Genomic DNA, 26,155 nt, shown 5'->3' on the forward strand with positions numbered 1-26,155 from the left:
TGTCTTTGTGATATTAATTTATGATTTCGGGACAGATACAAATATCCTGAATCCCTCCTGTGAGGGTGTAAAGCTTATCCTGCCCTTCAGAGCCTCTACGCGGTCACGCATATTTTTAAGTCCTATACCGCTTTCCTTTATCTCTGTACAGCTGCCGTTGTCCTCCAGCATGAGCTGATAGAATGCAGGGTGCTCGCGTACGATAATGCTTATACTGTCACCATTTGAGTGCTTAACCGCATTGGAAAGTCCCTCCTTGACCACACCTATCATGCACAGCTTAACATTGCCTGCCATATGCTCATTTACATCGCAGTCCAGCGTGACCGTAAACCTGCTGTCAACAGTTTTTATGCTGTCCTCAATTACCCTTTTCAGGTCAATAGAGTCATCATGGAGGTCATGAACGCTCTCTCGGATACTGGTCATAGCGCTGTCAAGAGTGCTTTTCAGACTCTCCAGCGGCTCGCGGAGCTGCTCGTCCTTGTTGATGACGATGAGAGCTCCCGACTGTAAAAGAGAGCGTGTGAGCATATGTCCCACGTTGTCATGTATCTCACGGGCGATACGGTTGCGCTCTTTTAGTGTAGCAAGGTGTATCTCGTTATCCTGAGCCTGTGCAAGGCGGATATTCTGCTCGCCCAGCTGTCTGTTCTTTCCTGCTATCTCATCACGAAGCAGTGTGAGCTTAGTAACAGTCAGTTCAAGTCCCGAAACACGAAGAAATATTATAGCAGTAACTGCCATAGCTGCCAAAGTCATGGCTATTTGCAGTATCTTTATATCACCTATATTTACCAGCACAGCCGCCGCAGGCAATACCAGCCACCATTTTTTCTCCCACAGTGCATCGTACAGCATAAGAGGCAGCATACAGAAAAACAGCGGAAATGCTCCGCAAACCAGCGAACAGGCGGCTATAATTATTGAAGCTGCCGTTTTCCCCGTCAGGAGCTGTGCAGCCGAGGAAGCTGTAACTGCTGCTATAGCAACGATAACAGGCTCAATAAAGCTGTCGCTCATGGTAAGGCTCATCATGCACATAAGAAGTATTGCAAGCTTGTCGATAAGTCTGTTCAATCTCACACCACCTTTCGGTTTTATTTTATATTTATTAAATTATAACATATAATTGTGAAAATAGCAACGAGAGCGGCGAAAAAATGGTGCGGACTTCTCACTCATAGCATATTCTCAGCAAAATAACAAGTAAACCTGCACAAATCTGTTTTTATTCATATATAGCGAAAAACAGAGTACTGCAAAATACAGGCTTCACATAAAAAAATCGCAATATAGTCCTAATTTGATTTCACATAGGGGTGGAAAAGTTTTCAACACGGTGTTGAATAGAGTGTGGATACATTTGTTTTATTGTTGATAACTCTGTTGAAATAGTGGAAAACAACGTAAAATACAGTTTCTGGAAGGGGGAAAAAGTTGAAAAGGCTGTGGATAATCAGGGAAAATGAGTAAACAATAAAAATACGCTGTGGAAAACAACTCCACAGCGAAACTCAGTAAAGGATATGATTTGTATGAAAAAGCTTTTAGCAATATGCTCCATATTTTTTACGGTTTGTGCAACTCTTACAGGCTGCGGAGACAATAACGACGGGCATTACACCGACGACGGAAACGGCGCAGTCATCGAGGACAGCACAACTGACAAAAGATACGAGAGTACTACCAACAAAAGGCAGGATAGCTCCGCTAAAGACAGGATAGACGATGCTGCTGACGGTATCGGCGACGCAGGTAAGGATATAGTAAGCGGTGCAGGCGATGCAGGCAAGGACATCATCGACGGCGCAAAGAACGCCGCTGATGACGTTATAGACGGTCTTGACGGCGATAAGGAACACGACAGCGAAACTTCATCTACTACCACAAAAACAGACAGATAACAAAAGGCGGACTTAAAGTCCGCCTTTTCAATTCATAATGCGTAATTGTAGTGTCCACTTCGCAAGCCAATTTAAAAGGGAACGCCTTCTCTTGCAAGGCGACACTAATCGTGTCCGGCACCCTCTGTCCTTCAGACATCTCCCTACACTGTAGGGAGTCACCCTCTTTCAAAACAGTCCACCGGACTGTTTTGAAATTCACCCTTTGCGAGGCGCCTGTCGGGTTCGGGGCAGAGCCCCGAACCCCGCAAGGGCTGTCAGCCCTTGACCTGACCAAAGGAACAAAGTCCCTTTGGAATCCCGTTCATGGACTCAAGAACATATCTCCGCCATAGCCTCTGCCATAATTTCCGCGTTTTTCAGCAGATTCTCCACAGTTATGAACTCGTCGGGGCAGTGCATATGACCGTCCTCATTGGGGAACTCCGCACCGAAGGCAACTCCGCCCTCTATCTCATGGACGTATGTCCCGCCGCCAATGGCTATACAGTGACCTTTATCACCTGTGACGCGCTCATACACACGCAGGAGCGTCTGCACAAATTCGCTGTTTTCGTCGGTACAGTGAGGCTCTGCTCCCTCGCATGAGTCAATATAAAAGCCAGCCTCACGGAGCTTTCCGCATATTATGCCGCTTACTTCTGCCTTTGTTCGGTCAAGAGGAAAACGTATATCTATACCGCCGCAAAGTCTGCCGTTTTCTGTGTTGAGCATTGAGAGCACACAGGTCATATCTCCGGATATATCGTCGCGGAAGCCAAGTCCGCAGCTCTTGCCGTTAAGCTCACCGTGAGGAAAGAGCTCAGAAAGATTTTTCAATACAGGAATGTCATTATGATTGTCTGAAAGAAATTTTGTTATGGCGTTCTCACCCTTTTCGGGTGTAGAAGCGTGAGCTGAACGTCCCTCAACAGTGCCGAAAATCGACTTTGGACCGGCTTTCTCAGCAACAAGCATCTGCACCTTACAGCTTGAAGGAACGGCATTGATAACTGTACCTGCCTGTATTTCAACATTTTTAGGTGCAGATGTTGAAAAGTAGACTCTCAGCATACCCTTTTCAGCATTGATAACGGGATACTCTCCGTCAGGAGTGAACACCATTGGCGGTAATTCGCGCTTTTTTCGGTAATATGCAAGGTCTGCGGAGCCGTTTTCCTCATTTGTACCGAAAATAAGCCGTATTCCCTTTTTAAGCGGTATACCAAGCTCCTTAATAGCTCTTGCAGCAAAGAGAGCCGCAGCAGCAGGTCCCTTATCGTCGATAGCGCCGCGTCCCACCAGCTTGCCCGTATCAGGCTCACAGCGCAGTACATAAGGCTCTGAAGTCCACCCTGTACCCACGGGAACTACGTCTAAATGAGTAAGTACAGCGAGCTGTGCAGGCATATCGTTTACATCAGCCGAGCCTGCGTAGTTTTCCACGTTCTCAACAGTAAAACCAAACTCCTCGCATTTTTTCAGCATAGCTTCCAACGCCTTTGCTGGCATTTTTCCGAAGGGATAGCCGTCCTCAGCCTCGCCCTGAACACTGGGTATTGCCACCAATTCCGCAAGAAAATCTATCATTTCCTGCTTATGTGCTTCAAGATAGTCTCTAATTTTGCTCATTATCTTCTCCTGTAGCTTATTTTTTTATATAACGCAAAAAACCGCAGTATATACTGCGGTGATCTGCGTGTACACAACGTCTTGCGGCGCTGTGTACCAAGAAAGAAAGGATAAATATGAAAAGAATTAATCAGTTTACAATAGCCTTTTCAGTTTCCTTATCGAAGATATGGATTCTGTTAGGATCGATAGCAACCTTGATGTCGTCACCAGGTCTTGCTGTAGATCTTGGGCTAACTCTTGCTGTGAGTGAGATACCCTCGCAAAGGAGATAGAGGTATGTCTCAGCACCCATCATTTCTGTGATCTCAACATTTGCCTCAATAATACCTGTAGAAGCATTAGAAAGATACATTTCCTCATCGTGGATAGACTCAGGACGTACGCCGAGAATGATCTCCTTGCCAACGTAAGCACCGAGGTCCTCGTTTACCTTTGACTCAGGAACGATGATCTGGAATCTGTTGCCTCTGCCGTTTGTTGCGCCGAATTCAACGATATACTGACCGTACTCTTCCTTGAGCTCTGCATCGATGAAGTTCATCTGAGGTGAGCCGAGGAAGCCTGCAACGAACTTGTTTACAGGGTTCTCGTAGAGGTTCTGAGGTGTATCGATCTGCTGAACGAAACCGTCCTTCATACAAACGATTCTGTCACCCATTGTCATAGCCTCTGTCTGGTCATGAGTTACGTAGATAAATGTAGTACCCAGCTTCTTGTGGATCTTAGCGATCTCGGTTCTCATCTGAGCACGGAGCTTAGCATCGAGGTTTGAGAGAGGCTCGTCGAGAAGGAATACCTTAGGTGAACGAACGATAGCACGACCGAGAGCAACTCTCTGTCTCTGACCGCCTGACATAGCCTTTGGCTTTCTGTCGAGAAGGTGTGTAAGGTCGAGTATCTTTGCAGCCTCGTTTACCTTTCTCTCGATCTCGTCCTTAGGAACCTTACGGAGCTTAAGACCGAAAGCCATGTTCTCAAATACTGTCATATGAGGGTAAAGAGCATAGTTCTGGAAAACCATTGCGATATCTCTGTCCTTAGGAGCAATATCATTAACGAGTCTGTCGCCTATATAAAGCTCGCCCTCTGATATTTCCTCAAGACCAGCGATCATACGGAGAGTTGTTGACTTACCGCAGCCGGAAGGTCCAACAAGAACGATAAACTCCTTATCTCTTATCTCTAAATTTACATCTGAAACAGCGACAACGCCGCCCGGATATTTCTTATAAATGTTTTTAAGTGTTAAGCCTGCCATTTTTAATCCTGTCCTCCAGTTAAAATTTTGTGCCGATATATTTTTTTCCGCTATCAGCTATGTTAATATGATACCATACTTTGCAAAATATTTCAAGTTGCTAAATTGCCAAAGTTATAAATCGTTGTTTATTAGATTTGCCGAAAAAACAGGGAAAAATTGAGTGTAAAAAAGGTCAAAATCCTGTGGTTTGAACAAGTTTTCAACATCTTTGTGCAATAATTCCATACACTCTCCGATTGCCAGTTTTTCGGGCAAAACCAGTGATCCCAGCGATACACGCGCCAATCTCTCTACGTGATTGCCCACAGCTGCGAACATTCTTTTAACTTGATGATATTTTCCTTCACATATTTGTATTATCGCCAATTTATCGCAGTTTTCCGATGATTTTACTCGTGCCGGCAGACAAGTTTCCCCGTCGGCGAGCCTGATTCCCTCTGCAAATTTGTTAATATAATTATTCTCAAATGGTCTGGCAAGTTTCACAATATAAATTTTGGTTATTTTACGGCGTGGTGACAATATTTGGTGAGCCAGCTCACCGTCATCTGTGATGAGCAGAGCACCTGTGCTGTCCTTGTCAAGACGTCCTGCGGGAAACATACCTTTTGTCCGCATTTCCTGCGGTATGAGCCTTAGCACGGTCTCACCGTCCTTGTCGTCGGTAGAGCAGACATAGCCTTGCGGCTTGTTCAGCAGTATGTATCTGTACCGCGAGCTTTTAAGCTCATGACCGCATACGTTCACTACAGCTGTTTCACTGTCTATCTTGGTGTCTGAGCGCTTTATAGTTACGCCGTCAACGGTTATCCGTCCCTTTGCAGCAAGCTCCTTTATCTGGCTTCTGGAGTACTCTGTGCGCTCGGATATGAATTTATCAAGTCTTATCTGCGCCATTGCGGCTCCTTTCGGTATAATGTACGAACTTAGGTGAATAGGATTTAATACTGACCAGTTATAGGAGTGATAGAATGAGAAAAACTATATTTATGGCTGCTGCGGCAGCATTTGCTCTTGCATCGTGCAGTACGCGTGAGACTAACACGGTATCGGCTGTAGCCGCCGAAAGCGCCGCTCAGCGCATAAGCTATTTTGCCTCTCACGGATGGGAGGTAGAGGAAATATCCGAAAGATACGTGACTATCCCCGAGAGCTTTTCCTCGGTATATGAGGAATATGCCCTCATGCAGGATAAACAGGGACTTCCTCTCCGCCGATATGCAGGCAGAAATGCAAGGCTTTTCGTCTATGAAGTGAAAAACTACAGCCCACAGAACAAGAAAATGCTTGCAGAGCTCCTTGTATGCGACAATACTGCCGTTGCCTCAATGGTATACAGCGAGGACAGCGGCAGTATCAGAATGCCTGTAAGCTGAATCAGAATACTTTGAGAAGACTTCCAACGTATGGCAGTCTCAGAGCCTTGCCGTTGATAGTGCCGTAAATGAAGCCAAAATCAACTGCAAGCACGAGAAGTGCGAAGATCAATCTGAAAAGTCCGCCAATAAATGGTATAACTCCTAAAATTCCGAATATAATTCCGAGAATAACAGCTACGATGAGCCATATAAGTGACTGATTTGCGTGGAATTTACAGAAAGTTGAGTTTCCGTCAATACAGATCGGAAGGAAGAAAAGGATCGGCACAAGATATGCGATAGCCGCAATTGCGGAATTTTTCTTTACCTCTGCCTCAACAAAAGTTGTTTCGGTATTGATGTCGTTGAAATTCTCAAGGAAATTGTCCAATCCGTTTGGTGTACCGTTGCTGCTCATAGTAAAAACCTCCATAAAATAATGATTACTGCCCCGAATCAAATTCAGGGGTATCTTCTGTTTTTTGCTTTTTTCCGTCAAATTCGCTTATTGCCGCTACAAAGCTGTCTATATCCGTAAAATCCTTGTAAACGGATGCAAATCTGATATACGATATGGGATCTATCTCACGAAGTCTGTCAAGCACAAGCTCGCCTATCTCAGTGGATTTTGCAACTGTTCTGAGGGCATTTGCGTAATAATTCTCAACATAATTTGCTATTTCAGTGACCTTCTCAGCAGAGACAGGTCTCTTTTTTATTGCAGAGACTATACCGTTTATCAGCTTTGCCTTGTCGAAAAGCTGAACACTGCCGTCTCTTTTTTCCACCATAAGTAGAGGTGCTTCAACAGCCTCAAATGTTGTGAATCTTTCACCGCATCTTACACATTCACGCCGCCTTTTAGTCTTGTCATCGACAGGTCGTGAATCTATTACCTTTAATTCTTCATATCCGCAGTATGGACACTTCATAAGCTTTGCTCCCTGCCGTAAGGTTCAGTCATCTTATTGAGCTTGTTATAGCTGGATATAAGGTCGCTTATACCCGAAAAACCGCCTCTGTAAAGCTCTAAGATAACGCTGCAATCCGAATTATATACCGCAAGCTTTTCAAAGAACTGCCTGAAATTGAATCTTCCTCTGCCTATCAGCAGACAGTCGCCCATTTCTCCCGAATCACTTATGTGTACGTGACATATCTTGTCACCCACCACGTCAAGGAATTTCATGGGATTTTCATTTGAGCGCAAAGCCTGTTTTGTATCAAGTACAAAGGCAAACTCGTCACCAAGCATATTCTTTATCTCTTTTATAAATACCGATGAGGCGCTTTTACACCGTGAAACATTCTCAACTGCAACTGTTATGCCGAATTCCCTGCCAAGTCTGTAAAGTCTTGAATATCTTTCACAGTAAAACTCGGGAGTGCATATCGAGGTGGGTTTTCCGCCGTGAAAAACGAATATATCGGCTCCCACGATATTCATAAAACGAAAGTAAAGCTTGTAATATTCAAGCATATCGTCAATTCTTCTCTCGTACTCCGAAAAGAACATCTGCGGCTCTATCTCGCAGGTAAATGGGTGTACAGAGGGACTTTTGACATCGAATCTTTTCATAAGATTGGCAATGCCGTGAGCGAAGCTCTTTTTCAGCTCTGAATGGGTATTGATGAACAGCTCAACGGTAGAAACTCCGTTGACTGCAAGCTCATAAAGAGACTCCTCAATGGGCTTGGGATACAGGCAAGCTGTAGAAACACCTGCTATCAAAATTATCCCTCCCATCAATATAACGATACACATTTTTATTATACCATATTCAGGCTGAAAGTCAATAAAAAATTTTTATGCAATGAAAAAAACCTCCCTTGACCACTGTTTATAGCGGCAGGGAGGGCTATTTCTCGTTATTTTTCCTGTATTAAACCTATATTTCGTAGACCACTATCTCAGGGGGACAGAAAAGTCTAAGCTTTCCCAGACCTGCCGAAACAAGGAGCTTTTTTCCGCCGAAGTCGTAGACTCCCTTTGAATACTCAGGAAAGAATTTTCTCTCGGGAGACAGCATTGCAACTCCGAAAAGCCGCACAATTCCGCCGTGAACATGACCGCTGAAGGTATAATCAGCGCCCCATTCCGCGTAGGCTTTGCCAAAAAACGGATTATGTGCAATGAGCAGCACCTCGCCATCGGGGCATTTTCCCAGCTTATCCTCGACGTATGCTTTGTCGATAACATCAAGGTCACGGTAGCTGCCGTTTTTCTTATAAACGCCGTAATGCTCCATAAGACCGTATATTTTCAGCACTCTGCCGCGGATATTCACGGTGGTATGCTGATTTTTCAGCATAATCTGCTTGTTCCGCTCAAACATTGCTTCAAGCTCGCCCCGCATTTCCTCGGAAATGCTCTGCTCGTGGTTGCCGTATATCATATACACGGGAGCTATTTCGCACAGCTCCCTCAGCGCCGCCTCAGCATTGCTGAGGGTGATTATTGACCTTGATACAAGGTCGCCGCTGAATATGATAATATCGGGCTTTTCTGCTCTTACCTTACGGCACAGACGTGAATTTCCCTCTCCGAAGTGCCTTTTATGCAGGTCGGAAAGATGTACTATGCGTATGCCGCTGCCAAGCTTTTCATGCCTGACAGTCAGAACAATTAAATTTTCAAACAGGGCATAGAGCAGAAAAACTGTAACTGCAAGTAAAAAATATATCAATGATTTTTTCCTTATAGTGGGATATTATTCCTCGTTATCGTCGTCCTCGGGCTCTGCTTCAACTACTACCTCGTTCTGCTCCTCAAGTGCAGCCTCGGCTTCTGCCTCCTTGAGCTGCTCATCAGTGAGCTGCTCTACCTTTTCGGTCTCGGCATTGTCGTCGTGCTCGGCACGGGTGAATGCAACTACATTTGCACCCTCGTTGACTCTCATAACACGGACGCCCTTTGCGATACGTCCCATGATACGGATATCGCTGGCAAGTATCCTGATAATGATACCGTCGCTGGAAACGAGGATAATATCGTCATCCTCGTCAACTATCTTGATACCGCAGACTTTGCCGCGGATATCGTCCGTCTTGTAGTTGGTAAGTCCGAAGCCGCCGCGGTTCTGGATACGATAGCTGTCAAGGTCGGTCTTCTTTCCGTAGCCGTTCTCGGTAACGGTAAGGAGGGAAGCTCCCTCGCGGACTCTTGCCATGCTTACAACGTAGTCGCCGTCACGGAGCTTGATTGCTCTTACGCCGTGAGCTGAACGTGAAAGTGCTCTTATCTTGCTCTCCTCAAGGCGTATAGCCATACCGTTGTGAGTTGCTACAAAGAGCTGAGCATTGCCGTCAGTCATGCGGACGCCCTCTATCTCGTCGTTCTCGTCAAGTCCTATAGCGATAAGACCATTCTTGCGGACGTTCTTGTAGAGTGAGAGGTTAGTTCTCTTTATTTTGCCGTTCTTTGTGACCATAGTGATGAACTTGTCATCATTGAAATCTGTGGTCTTTATCATAGCTGCTATCTTCTCATTTTCGGTGAGAGGAAGCAGATTTATGAGGTTGAAGCCTCTTGAAGCCTTTGAGCCGTCAGGAACTTCATAGCATTTCAGCTTGTACATGATACCCTTGTTGGATATGAACAGGATATTGTCGTGAGAGCCGCAGATGAACATTTCGTCCACGAAATCCTCCTCACGCTGCTTCATACCTGTGATACCGCGTCCGCCGCGGTGCTGTGTCTTATACTCTGTCAGCGGCATACGCTTGATATAGCCGTTGTTTGTGAGAGTAACGACGCAGTCCTCCTCAGGGATAAGATCCTCGATATCCACCTCACCGCTGACATTTTCGATGTCAGTGCGGCGTTTGTCGCTGAACTTTTTGCGGATAACGTTGAGGTCGTCCATGATTATCTGATAAACGCGGTTCACATCTGCAAGAATATCCTCGAAATCGGATATTTTGGTGAGAAGTGCATATAATTCATCGGTTATCTTCTGTCTTTCGAGACCTGTCAGCTGTCCTAATCTCATCTGAACGATAGCCTCAGCCTGTTCCTGTGAAAGACCTGTCTGAGCCTCAATGTGAAGTCCTGTGAGGTCGTACTGTGCGCGGTCAAGTAGAGCTGACATATCAACGTTCTTGAATCGCTCTATCATGCGGTCCTTAGCTTCCTGAACGGTAGCGCTGGAGCGGATTATGTCGATTACCTCGTCGATATAATCTGCCGCAAGGACAAAGCCCTGTAAGATATGGGCTCTTTCGAGAGCCTTGCGCAGGTCGAAGCGAGTTCTTCTCTGGATAACGTCTACCTGGAAATCAAGGTAGTGCTGGAGCATCTGCTTCAGAGTAAGTATCTTAGGCTCGTTGTTCACAAGGGCAAGCATGATGATGCCCACTGTATCCTGAAGCTGTGTAAGCGCAAAGAGCTTATTGAGGACGATATTTGGTACAGCGTCCTTTTTCAGCTCGATGACTACTCGCATACCTTCCTTGTCGGACTCGTCGCGGAGATCGTAAAGTCCCTCTATACGCTTGTCTCTTGCAAGCTGGCTTATGCTCTTGAGGAGTCTCTCCTTACGGAGCATATACGGAATTTCATCAATGATGATACAGTTTCTGCCCTTTATTTCCTCAAAGTGAGTACGGCTGCGGAGAGTTATCTTGCCCTTGCCTGTTGCATAGGCAGCACGTATGCCTGCTCTACCCATGATTATGCCGCCTGTAGGAAAGTCAGGACCCTGAATATGCTCCATGAGCTGTTCAAGGGTACAGTCCGGATCGTCGATAAGAAGCTGCAAAGCGTCAATTACCTCGCCGAGATTGTGGGGAGGGATATTTGTAGCCATACCAACAGCGATACCTACAGAGCCGTTTACAAGAAGGTTCGGAAAACGTGATGGAAGTACAGCAGGCTCTTTGAGACGGTCATCGTAGTTTGATACGAAGTCAACTGTCTCCTTGTTTATGTCCGTGAGCATATCAAGGGTGAGTTTTGCCATTTTTGCCTCGGTATAACGGTAAGCCGCAGGTCCGTCGCCGTCAATGGAGCCGAAGTTTCCGTGACCGTCAACAAGAGGATATCTCATAGAGAAATCCTGTGCAAGTCTTACCAGTGCGTCATATACCGATGCATCGCCGTGTGGGTGGTATCGTCCCAGAACAGCACCGACTGTATCGGCACATTTACGGTATGGCTTCTCGGGAGTAAGTCCGTTCTCATGGAGCGTGTACAGTATTCGTCTGTGTACAGGCTTCAGACCGTCTCTTACATCGGGGAGCGCTCTGGAAACAATTACCGACATGGCATAATTGAGCATGGAATTTTCCATTTCGTCAACTATCTCGGTATTTATTACCTTTGAGTTGTCTGTGTAAAGCATTTTTTCCTCCTGAGAGAATTGAATTTATTTTGAAATGGTGTCATATTACTTTATATCTCTGACTATTTTCAGCTCAGACTCGGAAAATCCTTCCTTCGGGAGTATATAGAACATTTCCTTTCCTGCCAGCATGAGGAAGAACCTGTCATATTCCATGAGCTGAAAGCTATCATCAACATTGAGCCTTGTCTTTTCGGGAAGGGGATCTGTTTCCTCGGGAATATCAGCATTTTCTTCGCTGTTTTCCTCCTCCTCGGGCTCGGCTATATTGCTGAGGTCGTCGGAAACTGTAGAAATATCGACGAATTTATCGCCAATGCCTATTTTGTATATTGGCTCGCCAAGTGCTCTTACGGATTCTGTAAGACTGCGGCGCATTTTTCGGGGATTGAACCACTCACGCAGTGAAAAGGCTGCGGCAACAATAAAAGCAAGATACATGATGTATTTTTGCTTTTTCGGAGCGTCATGCATAGCAAATATGCCGAAAATAAGCAAAGCTAACGCCAAAACACCAAATATTGCCATATAAATATAGCTTTTGGGATAAATATATTTCTTCTGAAATTCAAGATAAGCGTCACGAAACGTATCCGCAGGGACCTTGTATTCCTTTTCAAGCTTGTAATTTTCCATTGCTTCTCCTGTCATATATCAAGATCCTGTGCAAATCTGGCGTTTTTCTCTATAAAGTTACGTCTTGGCTCTACCTTGTCGCCCATGAGAATGCTGAATGTCTCGTCGGCTTTAAGAGCGTCCTCCATGCCTATCCTTACGATAGTACGATGCTCGGGGTCCATAGTGGTCTCCCAGAGCTGTTCGGGATCCATTTCACCAAGACCTTTGTAGCGCTGTACCTCGACATCCTTGTACTTGCCGTCCTCTGATAGCTCGGCAATGTATTTATCGCGCTCCTCGTCGGAGAATGCGTAGCATATCTTCTTTTTGCGCTCAACTCTGAACAGAGGAGGCTGCGCTATATAAACATTTCCGTTGGTTATGAGAGGTCTCATATAGCGGAAGAAGAAGGTGAGCAGAAGTGTTCTGATGTGCATACCGTCAACATCGGCATCAGCCATGATGATGACCTTGCCGTAACGGAGCTTCTCAATGTCGAAATCCTCGCCTATGCCTGTACCAAGTGCGGTAACAACAGGCTCAAGCTTATCATTGCCGTAGATTCGGTCTATACGAGCCTTTTCAACGTTGAGCATCTTGCCCCAGAGAGGAAGTATAGCCTGATAGCGTCTGTCACGTCCCTGCTTTGCAGAGCCGCCCGCAGAATCTCCCTCGACGATATAGACTTCGGTGTATCTTGCATCGCGCTCAGCGCAGTCTGCCAGCTTTTCGGGCATTGAAGCGTTTCCGAATGCGTTCTTTTTACGCTCGGCTTCTCTTGCTCGCTTTGCGGCTTCACGGGCTTTCAGAGCAGAAAGGCTCTTTTCAAAGATAAGATTTGCGACTTCGGGATTTTCTTCAAGGAAGTTCATAAACTTTTCCTGAACCATTTTCTCGATAAACGGACGAACCTCGGGATTTCCGAGACGTCCCTTTGTCTGTCCCTCAAACTCGCACTCTGTAAGCTTTACAGAGATTATGGCGGTAAGTCCCTCACGGACGTCCTCGCCCTTTAGCTTATCCTTAGCGTCCTTTATCTTGCCCATTTTCATGCCGTAGTCGTTTATTACCTTGGTCAGGGCATTTTTAAAGCCTGTTTCGTGTGAACCGCCGTCTTTTGTATGGATATTATTTGCAAATGAGAGTATTACCTCATTGTAGCTGTCATTGTACTGGAGAGCTACCTCCGCAAAAGAGTCGCCCTGAGTTCCCGAAAAATAAATTACCTCACTGTTGAGGGCTTCAAGACCTCTTGTAGCGTGGATATGCTCTACGAATTGACGGATACCGCCCTCATAATGGAGAGTTTCCGTCTGTATATTGTCCTTGTCGCGCTTGTCTGTGAAAACTATCTTTATGCCTGCGTTAAGGAAAGCCTGCTCGCGGAGACGTTTGAGAAGCACCTCATAGTCATAAACCGTACTCTCGAATATCTCTCCGTCAGCCTTGAACATAACGGAAGTACCTGTCTCTGTGGTATCGCCTATGATTTTGAGCTGTTCGTCGTAGTGACCGCGCTCAAAGCGCTGGAAGTAAACGTGTTCGCCGTCCTTGACAGTAAGCTCAAGCCACTCTGAGAGGGCATTTACTACGGAAGCACCAACACCGTGGAGTCCACCTGATACCTTATATCCGCCGCCGCCGAATTTACCGCCTGCATGGAGTATGGTATAAACGACTGTAGCTGCTGAGATACCTTCCTTCGGGTGGATACCAACAGGGATACCTCGTCCGTTATCGGAAACGCGGATAATATCGCCTTCCAGTATCTCAACGGTTATCTCGGTACAGTAGCCTGCCAGCGCTTCGTCGATAGAGTTGTCCACTATCTCGTAAACGAGGTGATGGAGTCCTCCCGGACCTGTAGAGCCGATGTACATACCCGGTCGCTTGCGGACCGCTTCAAGTCCTTCAAGGACTTGTATGTCATTTTCATCGTAGTTGTTGTTCTGCTGACTCATGATTTACCTCCAAAAATTCTGGTTGTATATGTCATTTCCCCAGTTTATGGGATTATTGTCAATGTAATCACAAATTTCAAGGAATTCCTTCTCATTACGTATAATGCGGTCGTGAAAAGACCTTTGCCATACCGAAAAACCTATTTGTTTCGTTGATATTGTTTTTAAACCATTGATAATCAGATTAACATATTTTGTAGGGGAGGCCGCCCTCGGCCTCCCGCCATTTTCCACATCATAATCTGAAACAAACAATATCATGTGTATATGGTCTGGCATTATAACGTATTTTTCTACGGAAACGTATTTATAAATCTCGTTTATTTTGAGAATATTATTATTTACTATTTTTCCAATATCTGTCAATCTTATATTCGGTAGGCCGAGGGCGGCCTCCCCTACTTCCGTTATTTCGGAAAAATAATGTATTCTGTTTTTGGCACATATGGTTATAAAATACAATCCGTTAGATGAATAATCGTAATTAGCCAATCTGATATATTTACGTGTAACTTTTTCCATATCAGAACCCGCCGCCCTCTTTAAGGCGTTTTCTCAATGTAGCTGCCGACAGCTGTGATATATATACTTGCTCTCTGCCGCTTTTTACGGTGATTATGAAGCTTTTCGGCATTTCATAGGTGGTATATATACAGTGATGTTCCTTTTCTGCTCTTTCAAGCAGCTTCTTGGTACACTTTTCAACAGTGGTATTCTCAATGTCGAAAATTCCAACCACATCCCTGATGTCCACAGAGTAATTATTCCCTATGTGCAGATACATTTTCTTCCACCTCTGCTATTCTGCCGCCGCTTATACGCAGTATCTTTCCCTTTATCTCGGGCAGAAGCGCATTTTCATTCGGAGTCGTGATAAATACCTGCATATCCTTTATCATGTCGAACACGAACCTCTGACGGCTCTCGTCAAGCTCGCCCATAACATCGTCAAGAAATATTACGGGAGCGTCCTTTGACTTCTGCATGAATATCTCAGCCTGTGCCAGCTTCATAACAAGAGCGGCACTCTTTATCTGTCCCTGTGAACCGTAGTCCTTTGCGCTGACTCCGTTTATCCTTATGATTATCTCGTCACGGTTTACACCTGCATGGGTGCTGCCCGTTCTGATGTCATATTCGGCAGTTTCCGCGAGCTTCCTGTAATACTGCTCATAAGCCTCGTCACCGCAGGGCTTCTCAAAATCCTCGGGACGGAAAACATTTGACTTGTATTCCAGCTCAAGCTCCTCAGCTCCGCCGGAAATGGTGCGGTATAGCCTGCCGCAGATAGAGTTGAATTTCTGTATATACTCATGGCGCATATAGGAGATCACTGCGCCCTCACGGGAAGCCTGTCTGTCCCATATCTCAAGTATGCCGCGGTCAGTATTTCCCTGCATTATGCCCTTCAGCAGAGCATTCCGCTGATTCATTATGGCATTGTTTTTATTGATGTGCATGACAAAGACGGGATTCAGCTGTGAAGCTGCCATATCCACGAAATTTCGCCTTTTTTCCGGCGAACCCTTGATAATATCAACGTCATCGGGGATAAAGGCAATGCACTTGAAAACATCAAAAAGAGCTCTCGTTCCCTTTTGTTTTACTCCGTTTAACGTGATATTCTTTGGATTTGCGGCACTTCTGGTCATCTCAAAGGTTATTTTCTGTTCGCGGACGCTGTCTAAGATCTTTATCTTTGATTCCATGCGGTTTCCGCCCAAACAGATATAATCCTTTTCCTTTGAGCCTCGAAAGCTCTTACAGCCCGAAAGTATCCACATTGCTTCAAGAAGATTGGTCTTGCCCTGAGCATTAGGTCCTGCAATGATATTGTATTTCGGATCAGGTGCAAAGGAAATCCCACTGAGATTTTTAAATCCGTCGATGTCAGCGTAGGTGATCATCACTCTACGATTACCTCTTTACAGTTCACGTAAACAGCGTCGCCGGGGCGTATCTTTTTGCCTCTCATAGTGCAGACCTCGCCGTTTACAAGAACCTCTCCGTTCTGTATCAGCTGCTTTGCTTCTCCGCCCGAATTTACCAGTGAGGCAAACTTCAAAAGAGAGTCAAGCTTGATGAATTCTGTATTGATCTTGATTCTTCCAGCCATGATTACCTGCCTTTCGGTATCAGTCAGTTTTAGTTTTTGAGCTGTATCGGCATTACAAGGAATATAAAGCTCTCTCCCTCAAGAGGAAGTATCTCTATTACCTTCATTGCGCCGTTGAAGCGTATTCTTACCTTATCCCCCTCTGCTGCACGGAGTGCTTCGAGAATGAGCTTGTTATTGAAGCCGATAGTTACAGTTTCTCCTGAAATATCGGCAGAAATTGTGTCATTTATCTTACCGATGCCCGTCTTGCAGCTTATTTTCATAACTCCGTTTCCTATCTCGCAGCGTATAGGAGACTTGTTCTTATCGTCGATAAGGAGCGAGCATCTTTCAAGACAGGTCGAGAAATCCCTTTTGCTGATGATGACCTCTGTCTTGCAGCCGTTTGGTATGCTCATCTTGTAGTTATGGAAAACGCCCTCAAGAAGCCTTGATATTACAAAAACGTTGCCAATTTCAAAGATTATATGGCGGTCATTGGTGCATACAGTACAAAGCTTCTCGTCGTCATCGTCCTTTATAAGGGTTGAAACTTCGAGAAGAGCTTTCTTCGGCACTACAAAGTGGTACTTCTCGGTGCAGTCAGTCATTTCTGTTCTGATAGCAAGTCTGAAGCCGTCTATAGCGACCATATTGAAGCTGCCTTCCTCTATATCGAAAAGCTCACCTGTGAGAACAGGCTTGCTTTCATTGAGTGAAGCAGCATAGCTTGTCATATTTATCATTGATTTGAGTATGCTCTGCTTTACGGAGAAGCTCCTTGCAGAGTCAACCTTTGGAAGCTCGGGATATTCGTTTGCTGACATTGCAGGGAAGCTGCACTCGGTAGCACTGCATGAAATGCTTATCACCAGATTATCATCAATATCATAGGTGATCTCGTCCCCTGACATACGTCTTGTGAACTCGCTGAAAAGTCTTGCGCTTACGACAAATTCTCCCTCACCCTCTGTATTTGCATTTATTGAGGTGCGTATACCCATTTCGAGGTTATAAGCGGTAAGCTCTACACTGTTCGGTGAGATACGTACCTTTATTCCTTCGAGAGCAGGGATAGTTGACTTTTGTGATACAGCTCGTGATACATTGCTGATCGCTTCGCTGATCTCATTTTTATCGCAGATGAATTTCATTATGATATGCCTCCGTGAAAATTCTTAGCAGAAATGAAGTAAGCTAAGATAAGATAAGAATAAATATATATTGTTGTTGTTATTGTGTCGGTGGAAAAGTTAGGATCGTTATTTTTTGAAGATATACGCCGAAAAGCTCGTCCACAAGGTTGTGTTGTGAAAATTTTGAAATTGTGAAAAGTATTTCCGGAAGGTCGGATCATGTGTTAAATTGGTTGAGCGTTGTGGAGTTGAAAAGGAAAAAAAGTTGAGAAAACGGTGGAAAGAAAGAATTTTTAATTTTTTTATGAAGCTTTTTTCACATTGATGTTGAGTGTTGAATGTTTCAGATGTTGAAATGATATCATATAAAAGTGGTGTACATGATCCGAAAAAACTTTTCGGCATAGGAAAATTTATGAGGTTTGAGTTTTAAAACAATTTTAAACACAGTGTTGAAAACTATGTTGAAATAACATTTTCAACATTTTTAAACGTTGACTCAGACCTTACTCTTGTCCTTGATGTTCTTGATGATGTCGTTTACAAGATTTTTGAGGTTTGAGTCCTTTTCCATAGACTCTGTAACGCTTGTTACCGAGTAAACTATAGTAGAATGGTCTCTGCCGCCGAACTCTGTACCGATAGAAGCAAGTGGCATCTGAGTTATCTCGCGGACTACATAAATAGCTACCTTACGGGCTGTTGATATTTGTGATGAACGCTTGCTTGAGCGCAGATCGTCTGGAGATACGCCGTAAACTGTGGATACCTCTGAGATGATCTTCTCAACGGTTATGGGGATAGGCTGCTCGTCAGCGAGGACATCGCGCATAACGCTCTGAGCCATAGATATGGTTATAGGGCTGCCTGCAAAGTGATTGAGAGCCTTTAAGCGTACAACTGCGCCCTCAAGCTGTCTGATGTTGGATTTCAGACGGTTAGCCATAAATTCAGCGACTTCGCTCGGCATTTTAAGCTCTAAGAGCTCGGATTTTCTGTTGATGATAGCAAGTCTGGTCTCATAATCAGGTGCAGATATATCGGCGATAAGTCCGCCCTCAAAACGTGTGCGCAGACGCTCTTCAAGGGTGAGGAGCTCCTTTGGCGGCTTATCTGAGGTGATAACGATCTGCTTGCCCTCCTGGTGGAGTTTGTAGAAGGTATGGAAGAATTCCTCCTGCATACGCTCTCTTCCGGAGAAGAACTGTATATCGTCTATGAGGAGTATATCCGCATTTCTGTACTTATCATGGAAATCGGATATAGAGCTCTTGTTGAGAGCGCTTACAAGGTCGCTGCCGAAGGTCTCGCTGGTAACATAAACGATGTTGAAATCGGGGTGATTTTTTCTTACCTCGTTGGCGATAGCTGTGATGAGGTGAGTTTTTCCCATTCCCGAAGGACCGTAGATAAACAGCGGATTGTAGTCCGGAACAGCCTTTGAGCCGCAGTTTTTGGCTACAGATTTACTGCAGGCAAGGGCAAACTCGTTTGAGCGTCCCTCGATGAAGGTATCGAAGGTATAGTCATAGTTTGCGAACTTGTATGACTGTTCGAGCTCAGCGTGTTTCTGCTCAAGCTCGGCATCTGTGGGGACCTTTATCTTTTCCGGCTCGTCTGATTCAACGTTGATGACGATATTGACATTAAGCCCGAGGACGTTAAGGAAAGCTTCCTTTAGTGTAGCCTCGTATGTAGTCATAACGATATTTTTCTGGAATTCGGTCTGAACGCTGAAAACAGCCTCAGTTCCGTTGAAATTAAGGGGAACAAGTGGATTTATCCATGTTTTTATTGCAATTTCAGGTATTTTTCCGTTTTCGAGACAGTAGCTCTTGACTTTCTCAAAAACCTCGTCAAATGAATTCATAGAAACCTCCGTATTTTTTGGTTGGAGAAAAAATAACGATACTCTCCTATATTAATATATAAGAACATTATATCATAAACACTGTTGAAATGCAAGTGATTTTCACTGTAAACCAGATAGAAAATAAAACTTCTTTCCACACACAAATTGACATATTGTTGAAAACTGTGTTGAATCATCTTAAAATTATCCCTCAAAGACTGATTTTGCGAGTGTGAAAATGTTGAAAGAGGGTGGTTTAAAAATTATTTTCTCAGAAGATCATATTTCTCAGCTTTTGAGAAAATGGCTGAAATTGGACAAAGTATTGAAATTATTCCCGTACTCGTTAAAGATATATTGGTAAAAAAACTGAAAATGAATGTGGAGATAAAAAAATTTCGGGAATTGCTTGACATGAGAGGCTTTTTAATATATAATGATTTAGTGTAATGCAGGGCGAAGTGTCTCTGCACGCAATTCACGTTTGTCAGAGCGGTTTTTACAGCTCTTGTATAACAATTCGAGAGAGGAGGACACTGAATATGAAAAGAACATATCAGCCTAAGAAGCTCCACAGGAAGAAGGAGCACGGCTTCATGAAGAGAATGGCTACTAAGAACGGCAGAAAGGTTTTAGCTCGTAGAAGATCTAAGGGCAGAGCAAGATTAACTCACTGACGAGGCTGACCACAAAATCTTTATTTTGTGGTCTTTTTTGTTAGTATAGTATGCTTATGGTATTATTATGCTTTATACTGAAATTTTAAACGATAATAAGGATTTTCTTACACTTTATAAAAAGGGAAAATATTCAGCATCTAAATATTCGGTCATATATGTGAAGCCTAACGGCAAACCTTTTAACCGACTTGGCATTACTGCCGGAAAAAAGGTAGGAAACGCCGTTTCACGCAACAGAGCTAAAAGACTTATCCGCCTTGCCTACAGGATGTCAGAGGTGAATATGCCTGTTGGTATGGATATCGTCATAGTGGCAAGAAGCTTCATTTGCAGTGTGAAATCTCAGGAATACTGCGGATATATGGAAAAATACGGTGTTCAGGATATTAACAGGATGTTCAGGAGCTTCGCTCCTAATAAGTCAAGGGTATGAGATATATTGCTGTTCTTCTGATAAAATTTTATCAGAAGTGTATATCTCCGCTCTTTCCGGCAAAGTGCAAGTATTATCCAACCTGCAGCCATTATGCTCTGGATGCTTTCAGAAGATTTGGTCTGATACGAGGTTTTTTACTCTCCGCCTGGAGAATACTTCGCTGTAATCCCTGGTCAATGGGCGGTATAGACCCAGTTCCCGATAAATTTACGTTTAAAAGAAAAAAGATCGATTACTTTGCGATCCATAGTAATAATGTAAGCGGAAACGAAGACAATGAAATTTAAGAGGGATGAATATTGAACGCACTTTATGATATTATCGGTATCCCGTTCGGATACCTCATGCAGTTTATAAATTATTTGTGTAAAAATTACGCTGTGTCTATAATTGTATTTACTATTGTTACGAAGATAATCTTCCTGCCGGTAAACTATAAGACACAGAAAAATGCTGCTCGTATGCAGCTTCTTAATCCGAAACTTGAAAAATTAAGAAAGAGCTTTAAGAATAATCCTCAGAGACTTCAGGAGGAACAGCAGAAGCTTTACATCGAGGAAGGCATAAACCCTATGGGAAGCTGCTTGCCGGCTTTCATTCAGATGTTCCTTGTATTCGGTGTCCTCGACGTTGTTTATAAGCCTATCACTCATATTCTTCGTATATCAAAGAGTGTAAGAAAACAGGCTTGTGAGATAGCCGGTGTAAAGTCAAGTGACCTCAGAAGCGAGCTCCGCATCAGAGAAAAACTTGCGGAAGCTCCTGAAAAATTCCAGAACCTTGGCGAGAATTTTGCAGACAGAGTTAATGAATTCTATGATAACTTCAATGTATTCGGTGCTAATCTCGCTAAATATCCGTCACTCAGCCCTGATACATGGAACAGGGAAGCTGTAATACTCGCACTTATCCCGTTCCTCGCAGGTCTGGCTCAGCTCCTTTCATCTGTTTACAGCCAGATTCGTCAGAAGAAAATGAATCCTAACCTTCAGGGACAGGGCTGCATGACAGCTATGATGTACCTGATGCCTTTACTTTCTATCTGGTTCGCATTCAAAGTGCCTGCCGGTATCGGTTTCTACTGGATATGGTCCGCACTCTTCTCATTCGTTATCACTTTTGCTCTTAACCAGTACTTTACTCCTGAAAGAACAGAAGCTATAAACGAGAAGGAAAAGGAAAAAGCTCGTATATACGCTGAAAAGCACCCTGAGAAAAAGACATTCATGCAGAGAATGATGGAACAGCAGGAGCTTATGAATCAGCAGCAGAACGGCGGTAACAACAATCAGAAGTCCAATAAGAACGATAAAATATCACGTTCTGAAATGAATAAGTACAACAGAGATAAAATTAAAGAAGCAAGAAGAAAAATGGCTGAAAAATACGGCGACGCTTACGACGACAGCGATAACGAGGATTGATCTATTTAAGGAGGTATAAATATGACTGAAATTTTTAAAGCCGATTCGATCGAAGAGGCTAAAGCACTCGCAGTAAGGAAATTCGGAAAAGATAAAGCTATTAAATTTGAGATACTTGAAGAAGGTAAAAAAGGTCTGTTTGGTCTCGGCAAAAAGGAGGCTGTAGTTAAAGCTACAGTCGAAGAAGCTGCTAAGACTGCTCCTGTAAAAGAATCAGCTCCTGCACCGGCACCAGCTGTTAAGCCGGCAGCTCCTGTAAAGGCTGAGGCTCCGGCACCTGTTAAGGAAGAAAAGAAGGAAGAAGCTCCTGCTGCTAAAAAGGAAGCTGCTCCCGTTGTAAATGAAGTTAAAGAAGAAGCTAAGCCTGCTGAAGCTCATGAAGATGATGATCAGGAATTCTCTATCGAGAATTTCACTCTTATCGAGGACGAAGCTCTTGTTCACCCAAAGGTAAAGCTCGCTAAAGACTATATCACAAGCATTCTCAGAGCTATGGATATAGACGTTCAGTTCACTGTATACCAGAATGAGACTGGTGCTGTTATCAATATCGAAAGCGATAATAACGGCACTATCATCGGCAGAAGAGGAGAGACTCTTGATTCTATCCAGTACCTCTGCTCCATAATCGCAAACAAGGGTGATAAGGACTATTACCGTATCACTATCGATTGCCTCGGTTACCGCAGTAAGAGAAAGGATACTCTCGAACAGCTCGCAGCAAAGGTAGCAAAGTCAGTTCTCAGAACCGGCAGATCACAGCCGCTTGAGCCAATGAATCCTTACGAGAGAAGAGTTATCCACTCAGCAATTTCAAATATCGAAGGAGTTTCTTCACGTTCAGTCGGTGAAGAGCCTTACAGAAAGATAATCATTTCTTCAAATAATCCTAAGAAGAATGACAGACGCCGTGATAACAGACGTGACGGCGGAAGAAGAAATGACAGAAGAGGCGGAGAGAGAAAGAATCGTGACAGAGAAGTAAGCATGGAACGCAGATCAGTTGATCTCTCTACAAGCTTCGAGAAAGACTACAAAAGACCAAAGCCAGAAGATTCTATGGAAGGCGGTCTTTACGGAAAGATCGAACTTTGATCTTAGTAACTTTGAATATTCTGAACAACGGCATATCCTGCCGTTGTTTTTTTAGGAAGTGATTTTTTTGTCAACAATCGCTGCAATTTCCACTCCCGACGCTCCGGGAGGTATAGCAGTTATCCGCATATCAGGCGATGATTCGATAAAAGTTGCGGAGAAGATTTTTTCTCCATATGGTGATAAAAAGGTTTGCGATATGAGCGGTTATACCTGTGCTTACGGTATCGCTCACGATAACGGTGAGCGTCTTGATGACTGTATCCTTACCGTTTTTAAAGCTCCGCACAGCTATACCGGTGAGGACGTTGTTGAAATATCATGCCACGGAGGTCTTTACGTTACAAGAAGAATTCTTCGTGCAGCTCTGAAAAATGGTGCAATTAACGCAGAAGCAGGTGAGTTCACCAAAAGAGCTTTTCTTAACGGAAAGCTCGACCTCACTCAGGCAGAAGCGGTAATGGACATTATCTCTGCCAAGGGCGAGCGTGAGCTTAAAATGGCTGAGAATCTCCGAGAGGGAGCGGCTTTCAAAAGAGTGGACAAGTGCTCAGAGCGGCTCATGAAATTGCTTGGTGACCTTGCTGCTTGGGCTGATTATCCCGAGGAGGATATACCGTCAGTCGAGCCGGAGAATCTCCGAAACGAACTCTCAGATATAAGTGCTGAGCTTGGCTCACTCATTAAAAATTACGACTGCGGAAGAATACTCCGTGAGGGCGTTTCAACTGCTATAATCGGCAAGCCGAATGTAGGAAAGTCGACCCTTTTCAATTGTCTAAGCGGATTCAACAGAAGTATCGTTACTGATATTGCAGGTACAACAAGAGATGTCGTTGAGGAGTCAGTAAGTATCGGTGACATCACTCTGCGTCTTTCCGATACCGCTGGAATTCACGAGACTAACGATGTGATAGAGGGTATAGGAGTTGATATTGCTGAGAAGCTTATTGATTCTTCGGAACTTATAATAGCAGTTTTTGACGGAGGTTGTCCGCTTACGGAGGACGATCTATACTTAATTAATAAAATTAATAATAAAAATACAGTCGCTGTAATAAACAAAAATGATGTAGAACAAAAACTTGATATAGAGCTCATAAGTGATAAACTTAAACATATTGTATATCTTTCCGCAAAGGAAAATAAAGGTATAGATGAGCTTAAAAATGTCATTGAGAATATTTTCGAGATAAATGATATGACTATAAATTCAGTTTCTGCCGCAAACGAGCGTCAGAAAAGATGTATTGAATCTGCAATTGATTGCATCGATAACTGCATTTTGGCTATTGATAATGGCGAGATGCTGGATGCAATTAATGTCATTCTTGATGAGGCAGAACAACATATTCTCGAACTTACAGGCAAGAGGATAACTAATGAAGTTGTTGATGAAGTATTCTCAAGATTCTGTGTGGGAAAATAATGTTTCACGTGAAACAATCAAAGAGGTAATTTTATGACATATAAAATGGGAGAATTCGACGTTGCAGTTGTTGGTGCAGGTCACGCCGGAGTTGAGGCTGCTCTCGCTTCCGCAAGGCTTGGATGCAAGACTGTGATGTTTACAATATCACTGGATCAGATTGCAAATATGCCATGCAATCCGTCAATTGGCGGAATTGCAAAAGGTCATCTTGTCCGTGAAATAGACGCTTTAGGCGGAGAAATGGGCAAAGCTGCTGACAAGTGCTTTATTCAAAGCAGGATGCTGAACCGAGGTAAAGGTCCGGCAGTTCACAGTCTAAGAGTGCAGGCGGACAGAGTAATGTATCATAATTACATGAAAAATATTTGCGAAAATCAGAAAAATCTCTTTATTAAACAGGCTGAGGTTGCTGAGATAATTGTAGAAAATGGTAAAATTGTTGGATTAAGGACTTCACTCGGTGCGGAGTATGCAGTTAAAGCTGTGATTATTGCAACCGGAACTTATCTTAAAGGAAAGATTCATATTGGCGAAGTATCATATGAAAGCGGTACGGACTCTGCTTTGCCAAGCAAGTATCTCTCTAAGAGTTTGATTGAAAATGGAGTTGAACTTCGACGCTTCAAGACAGGAACTCCATGTCGAGTTAATAAGAGAAGTATCAATTTTGATATCATGGAACGTCAGGATGGCGATAAAGATATTGTCCCGTTTTCATTTGAAACTCCGGTAGAAGGGCTAAGAAACAAAGTAAGCTGCTATGTGACTTATACAAATAGTAATACACATGAAGTCATACTCGCAAACCTCGACAGATCGCCTTTATACTCCGGAAGAATAGAGGGTGTTGGACCGAGATACTGTCCGTCAATTGAGGACAAAATTGTAAGATTTTCTGATAAACCAAGACATCAGCTTTTTGTTGAACCAATGGGATTGAGCACAGAAGAGTACTATTTACAGGGAATGTCGTCATCACTGCCGGAAGATGTTCAGCTTGCATTTTTGCGTACAATTGAGGGTCTTGAAGACGTCGAGATAATGAGACCTGCATACGCAATTGAGTATGATTGCTGCGACCCACTTCAGCTCACCCCTACACTTGAATTCATGAAAATTTCAGGTCTGTACGGTGCAGGACAGTTCAACGGAAGCTCAGGCTATGAAGAAGCTGGAGCTCAGGGAATAGTTGCAGGAATAAACGCTGCACTTAAAATCAAGGGCAAAGAACCAATGATTCTCGACAGAGCAAGCTCATATATTGGTACACTTGTAGATGATCTCGTAACCAAAGGATGCTCAGATCCATATAGAATGATGACTTCAAGAAGTGAGTATAGATTGATTCTTAGACAAGATAATGCGGATCAGAGACTTTCGCCAATCGGATATAAAATCGGACTTATCTCACGAGAGAGATATGAAAAATTATTGGAAAAGGAGCGATTGGTCGAGGAAGAGATCACAAGACTCAATAAGACTAATATTTCACCGTCAAGTAAACTTAATGCTTTTCTCGAAACAATGCACACTTCTCCATTGAGTACAGGCTGTAAGATCGCTGACCTTGTAAGAAGACCTCAGCTCAGTTATAACGATATTGCTGAGTTTGATGCAGAGCGTAAACAACTACCAAGTGATGTCTGCGAGCAAGTTGACTTACAAATCAAGTACGAAGGATATATTTCAAAGCAGCTCCAACAGATAGCGCAAATGCGTAAACTTGAAGAGAAGAAATTGCCTCAGTATACGGATTATAACCTAATATACGGTCTCAGACTTGAAGCCGCAGAGAAACTTAACAAAGTAAAACCAGTTTCAATAGGTCAGGCATCAAGAATATCCGGAGTGTCTCCAGCTGATATTTCGCTTCTTGCAGTATGGCTGCAAAAGGAGAAAGGTGGAGAATATGTTTCCTGATTTTGAATTTTGTTGCGATGC

Annotated in this window: 26 protein-coding genes; 9 read left to right on the plus strand and 17 right to left on the minus strand. The window is 43.8% G+C overall.

The features are described from left to right. Positions 1-18: 18 nt before the first annotated feature. On the minus strand, positions 19-1,080 hold the full coding sequence (locus tag K5677_RS12115; RefSeq protein WP_296728418.1) for a histidine kinase: 1,062 nt from the start codon (positions 1,078-1,080) through the stop codon (positions 19-21). A gap of 458 nt (positions 1,081-1,538) precedes the next feature. Between K5677_RS12115 and K5677_RS12120 the strand changes: the two genes are divergently transcribed. Beyond that, complete coding sequence (locus tag K5677_RS12120; protein ID WP_296728419.1) at positions 1,539-1,907, plus strand: hypothetical protein; 369 nt, start codon at positions 1,539-1,541, stop codon at positions 1,905-1,907. Between the two features lie 312 nt (positions 1,908-2,219). On the opposite strand, the gene K5677_RS12125 is transcribed toward K5677_RS12120, so the two are convergent. From K5677_RS12125 to K5677_RS12135, 3 genes are all read right to left on the minus strand, one after another. Next, positions 2,220-3,518 carry a Sapep family Mn(2+)-dependent dipeptidase gene (locus tag K5677_RS12125; protein WP_296728424.1) on the minus strand — a complete coding sequence of 433 codons (1,299 nt, stop codon included), beginning with the start codon at positions 3,516-3,518 and terminating at the stop codon, positions 2,220-2,222. Between the two features lie 130 nt (positions 3,519-3,648). Next, entirely contained in the window at positions 3,649-4,779 is a 1,131-nt protein-coding gene (gene ugpC / locus K5677_RS12130; protein WP_296728426.1) for a sn-glycerol-3-phosphate ABC transporter ATP-binding protein UgpC, read from the minus strand. Between the two features lie 114 nt (positions 4,780-4,893). After that, positions 4,894-5,679: a pseudouridine synthase gene (locus K5677_RS12135; RefSeq protein WP_296728429.1), complete on the minus strand. Its 786-nt coding sequence runs from the start codon at positions 5,677-5,679 to the stop codon at positions 4,894-4,896. A 74-nt stretch (positions 5,680-5,753) separates the two neighbouring features. On the opposite strand from K5677_RS12135, the gene K5677_RS12140 reads away from it, so the two are divergent. Further along, positions 5,754-6,158, plus strand: coding sequence for a DUF4830 domain-containing protein (locus K5677_RS12140; protein ID WP_296728431.1), 405 nt, complete (start codon positions 5,754-5,756; stop codon positions 6,156-6,158). Position 6,159: 1 nt separating this feature from the next. Here K5677_RS12140 and K5677_RS12145 read toward each other — a convergent pair whose 3' ends face one another. The 13 genes from K5677_RS12145 to dnaA all read right to left on the minus strand — a co-directional run bounded on the left by K5677_RS12145 (position 6,160) and on the right by dnaA (position 19,165). After that, complete coding sequence (locus tag K5677_RS12145; protein WP_296728434.1) at positions 6,160-6,558, minus strand: hypothetical protein; 399 nt, start codon at positions 6,556-6,558, stop codon at positions 6,160-6,162. Between the two features lie 25 nt (positions 6,559-6,583). Continuing rightward, positions 6,584-7,072 carry a transcriptional regulator NrdR gene (gene nrdR / locus K5677_RS12150; protein WP_296728437.1) on the minus strand — a complete coding sequence of 163 codons (489 nt, stop codon included), beginning with the start codon at positions 7,070-7,072 and terminating at the stop codon, positions 6,584-6,586. After that, entirely contained in the window at positions 7,069-7,872 is an 804-nt protein-coding gene (locus K5677_RS12155) for a sugar phosphate isomerase/epimerase (RefSeq protein ID WP_296728440.1), read from the minus strand. The genes nrdR and K5677_RS12155 overlap by 4 nt, the downstream gene beginning before the upstream one ends. 157 nt (positions 7,873-8,029) lie before the next feature. Next, complete coding sequence (locus K5677_RS12160; protein WP_296728442.1) at positions 8,030-8,827, minus strand: metallophosphoesterase; 798 nt, start codon at positions 8,825-8,827, stop codon at positions 8,030-8,032. A 24-nt stretch (positions 8,828-8,851) separates the two neighbouring features. Beyond that, positions 8,852-11,482 (minus strand): DNA gyrase subunit A, encoded by a 2,631-nt coding sequence (gene gyrA / locus K5677_RS12165; RefSeq protein ID WP_296728445.1) that lies wholly within the window; start codon positions 11,480-11,482, stop codon positions 8,852-8,854. 45 nt (positions 11,483-11,527) lie between these two features. Continuing rightward, positions 11,528-12,118 carry a YcxB family protein gene (locus K5677_RS12170; RefSeq protein WP_296728448.1) on the minus strand — a complete coding sequence of 197 codons (591 nt, stop codon included), beginning with the start codon at positions 12,116-12,118 and terminating at the stop codon, positions 11,528-11,530. An 11-nt stretch (positions 12,119-12,129) separates the two neighbouring features. Further along, complete coding sequence (gene gyrB, locus K5677_RS12175; RefSeq protein WP_296728449.1) at positions 12,130-14,061, minus strand: DNA topoisomerase (ATP-hydrolyzing) subunit B; 1,932 nt, start codon at positions 14,059-14,061, stop codon at positions 12,130-12,132. 3 nt (positions 14,062-14,064) lie between these two features. Continuing rightward, complete coding sequence (locus K5677_RS12180) at positions 14,065-14,583, minus strand: transposase (RefSeq protein ID WP_296728451.1); 519 nt, start codon at positions 14,581-14,583, stop codon at positions 14,065-14,067. Between the two features lies 1 nt (position 14,584). Beyond that, positions 14,585-14,845 carry an extracellular matrix regulator RemB gene (gene remB / locus K5677_RS12185; protein ID WP_296728453.1) on the minus strand — a complete coding sequence of 87 codons (261 nt, stop codon included), beginning with the start codon at positions 14,843-14,845 and terminating at the stop codon, positions 14,585-14,587. Then, positions 14,823-15,968 (minus strand): DNA replication/repair protein RecF, encoded by a 1,146-nt coding sequence (recF, locus tag K5677_RS12190; RefSeq protein WP_296728471.1) that lies wholly within the window; start codon positions 15,966-15,968, stop codon positions 14,823-14,825. Before recF ends, remB begins: the two co-directional genes overlap by 23 nt. Then, positions 15,968-16,177 (minus strand): S4 domain-containing protein YaaA, encoded by a 210-nt coding sequence (gene yaaA, locus K5677_RS12195; protein WP_296728455.1) that lies wholly within the window; start codon positions 16,175-16,177, stop codon positions 15,968-15,970. Before yaaA ends, recF begins: the two co-directional genes overlap by 1 nt. A gap of 29 nt (positions 16,178-16,206) precedes the next feature. After that, on the minus strand, positions 16,207-17,313 hold the full coding sequence (gene dnaN / locus K5677_RS12200) for a DNA polymerase III subunit beta (protein WP_296728456.1): 1,107 nt from the start codon (positions 17,311-17,313) through the stop codon (positions 16,207-16,209). 481 nt (positions 17,314-17,794) lie between these two features. Next, positions 17,795-19,165, minus strand: a complete 1,371-nt coding sequence (gene dnaA / locus K5677_RS12205; RefSeq protein WP_296728458.1) for a chromosomal replication initiator protein DnaA — start codon at positions 19,163-19,165, stop codon at positions 17,795-17,797. A 524-nt stretch (positions 19,166-19,689) separates the two neighbouring features. Here dnaA and rpmH point away from each other — a divergent pair. The 7 genes from rpmH to mnmG all read left to right on the plus strand — a co-directional run bounded on the left by rpmH (position 19,690) and on the right by mnmG (position 26,134). Next, positions 19,690-19,824, plus strand: a complete 135-nt coding sequence (rpmH, locus tag K5677_RS12210; protein ID WP_009986162.1) for a 50S ribosomal protein L34 — start codon at positions 19,690-19,692, stop codon at positions 19,822-19,824. A gap of 67 nt (positions 19,825-19,891) precedes the next feature. Continuing rightward, entirely contained in the window at positions 19,892-20,260 is a 369-nt protein-coding gene (gene rnpA, locus K5677_RS12215) for a ribonuclease P protein component (RefSeq protein ID WP_296728459.1), read from the plus strand. Beyond that, a complete protein-coding gene (gene yidD / locus K5677_RS12220; protein ID WP_296728461.1) occupies positions 20,257-20,550 on the plus strand; it encodes a membrane protein insertion efficiency factor YidD in 294 nt (97 codons plus the stop codon). Before rnpA ends, yidD begins: the two co-directional genes overlap by 4 nt. A 12-nt stretch (positions 20,551-20,562) precedes the next feature. Next, a complete protein-coding gene (locus K5677_RS12225) occupies positions 20,563-21,687 on the plus strand; it encodes a YidC/Oxa1 family membrane protein insertase (protein WP_296728463.1) in 1,125 nt (374 codons plus the stop codon). A 21-nt stretch (positions 21,688-21,708) separates the two neighbouring features. After that, on the plus strand, positions 21,709-22,782 hold the full coding sequence (gene jag / locus K5677_RS12230) for an RNA-binding cell elongation regulator Jag/EloR (protein ID WP_296728465.1): 1,074 nt from the start codon (positions 21,709-21,711) through the stop codon (positions 22,780-22,782). Positions 22,783-22,840: 58 nt separating this feature from the next. Next, positions 22,841-24,211, plus strand: coding sequence for a tRNA uridine-5-carboxymethylaminomethyl(34) synthesis GTPase MnmE (gene mnmE / locus K5677_RS12235; RefSeq protein ID WP_366849409.1), 1,371 nt, complete (start codon positions 22,841-22,843; stop codon positions 24,209-24,211). Between the two features lie 33 nt (positions 24,212-24,244). Next, positions 24,245-26,134, plus strand: coding sequence for a tRNA uridine-5-carboxymethylaminomethyl(34) synthesis enzyme MnmG (mnmG, locus tag K5677_RS12240; protein ID WP_296728469.1), 1,890 nt, complete (start codon positions 24,245-24,247; stop codon positions 26,132-26,134). Positions 26,135-26,155 lie beyond the last annotated feature (21 nt).

The organism is Ruminococcus sp. (genome assembly GCF_024684275.1).

Excerpts from the sequence above, each read along its gene's own strand:
- K5677_RS12120 (WP_296728419.1), top strand. The coding sequence starts at position 1,539 with ATGAAAAAGCTTTTAGCAATATGCTCCATATTTTTTACGGTTTGTGCA.
- K5677_RS12125 (WP_296728424.1), bottom strand. The coding sequence starts at position 3,518 with ATGAGCAAAATTAGAGACTATCTTGAAGCACATAAGCAGGAAATGATA.
- ugpC (WP_296728426.1), bottom strand. The coding sequence starts at position 4,779 with ATGGCAGGCTTAACACTTAAAAACATTTATAAGAAATATCCGGGCGGC.
- K5677_RS12135 (WP_296728429.1), bottom strand. The coding sequence starts at position 5,679 with ATGGCGCAGATAAGACTTGATAAATTCATATCCGAGCGCACAGAGTAC.
- K5677_RS12140 (WP_296728431.1), top strand. The coding sequence starts at position 5,754 with ATGAGAAAAACTATATTTATGGCTGCTGCGGCAGCATTTGCTCTTGCA.
- K5677_RS12145 (WP_296728434.1), bottom strand. The coding sequence starts at position 6,558 with ATGAGCAGCAACGGTACACCAAACGGATTGGACAATTTCCTTGAGAAT.
- nrdR (WP_296728437.1), bottom strand. The coding sequence starts at position 7,072 with ATGAAGTGTCCATACTGCGGATATGAAGAATTAAAGGTAATAGATTCA.
- gyrA (WP_296728445.1), bottom strand. The coding sequence starts at position 11,482 with ATGCTTTACACAGACAACTCAAAGGTAATAAATACCGAGATAGTTGAC.
- K5677_RS12170 (WP_296728448.1), bottom strand. The coding sequence starts at position 12,118 with ATGGAAAATTACAAGCTTGAAAAGGAATACAAGGTCCCTGCGGATACG.
- gyrB (WP_296728449.1), bottom strand. The coding sequence starts at position 14,061 with ATGAGTCAGCAGAACAACAACTACGATGAAAATGACATACAAGTCCTT.
- K5677_RS12180 (WP_296728451.1), bottom strand. The coding sequence starts at position 14,583 with ATGGAAAAAGTTACACGTAAATATATCAGATTGGCTAATTACGATTAT.
- remB (WP_296728453.1), bottom strand. The coding sequence starts at position 14,845 with ATGTATCTGCACATAGGGAATAATTACTCTGTGGACATCAGGGATGTG.
- recF (WP_296728471.1), bottom strand. The coding sequence starts at position 15,968 with ATGATCACCTACGCTGACATCGACGGATTTAAAAATCTCAGTGGGATT.
- yaaA (WP_296728455.1), bottom strand. The coding sequence starts at position 16,177 with ATGGCTGGAAGAATCAAGATCAATACAGAATTCATCAAGCTTGACTCT.
- dnaN (WP_296728456.1), bottom strand. The coding sequence starts at position 17,313 with ATGAAATTCATCTGCGATAAAAATGAGATCAGCGAAGCGATCAGCAAT.
- dnaA (WP_296728458.1), bottom strand. The coding sequence starts at position 19,165 with ATGAATTCATTTGACGAGGTTTTTGAGAAAGTCAAGAGCTACTGTCTC.
- rpmH (WP_009986162.1), top strand. The coding sequence starts at position 19,690 with ATGAAAAGAACATATCAGCCTAAGAAGCTCCACAGGAAGAAGGAGCAC.
- rnpA (WP_296728459.1), top strand. The coding sequence starts at position 19,892 with ATGCTTTATACTGAAATTTTAAACGATAATAAGGATTTTCTTACACTT.
- yidD (WP_296728461.1), top strand. The coding sequence starts at position 20,257 with ATGAGATATATTGCTGTTCTTCTGATAAAATTTTATCAGAAGTGTATA.
- jag (WP_296728465.1), top strand. The coding sequence starts at position 21,709 with ATGACTGAAATTTTTAAAGCCGATTCGATCGAAGAGGCTAAAGCACTC.
- mnmG (WP_296728469.1), top strand. The coding sequence starts at position 24,245 with ATGACATATAAAATGGGAGAATTCGACGTTGCAGTTGTTGGTGCAGGT.